Genomic DNA, 282 nt, shown 5'->3' with positions numbered 1-282 from the left:
TTAGCATCCTGCTTATCGTTCTTTCTAAGACGCGATCCTGTGGCGATACGATTCTTAGCGGCCAATGGATTTAGAATATGATAGTTCAGATGTTCTTGCCGAAGAAAATATTCTAAGCGGCGTGAATAGACGCCAGTTGCTTCGAATACAATCTCAACGTTGCTACCGAACTGAAGTACGACATGCTTCAGTTCACTAAAACCCAGTACATCCAAGGGAATAACGTCTTCTTTAGCTACGACTAAATCCGTCACCACCGCAATGTTAGCCTTACTTTTACTT

The 282-nt window shown here is 42.6% G+C and carries 1 protein-coding gene; it reads right to left on the bottom strand.

Annotated elements, in window-relative coordinates; all coding sequences use genetic code 11:
* A partial coding sequence (locus HEQ50_RS12670) for a transposase (RefSeq protein ID WP_168900833.1) occupies positions 1–282 on the bottom strand: 282 nt, incomplete at both ends.

The sequence above is a fragment of the Lactobacillus sp. HBUAS51381 genome (genome assembly GCF_012641095.1).
Taxonomy (GTDB): Bacteria; Bacillota; Bacilli; order Lactobacillales; family Lactobacillaceae; genus Levilactobacillus.
The sequence above is the reverse complement of the archived record's forward strand: the minus strand, read 5'-3'. Positions and strand labels throughout refer to the sequence as shown.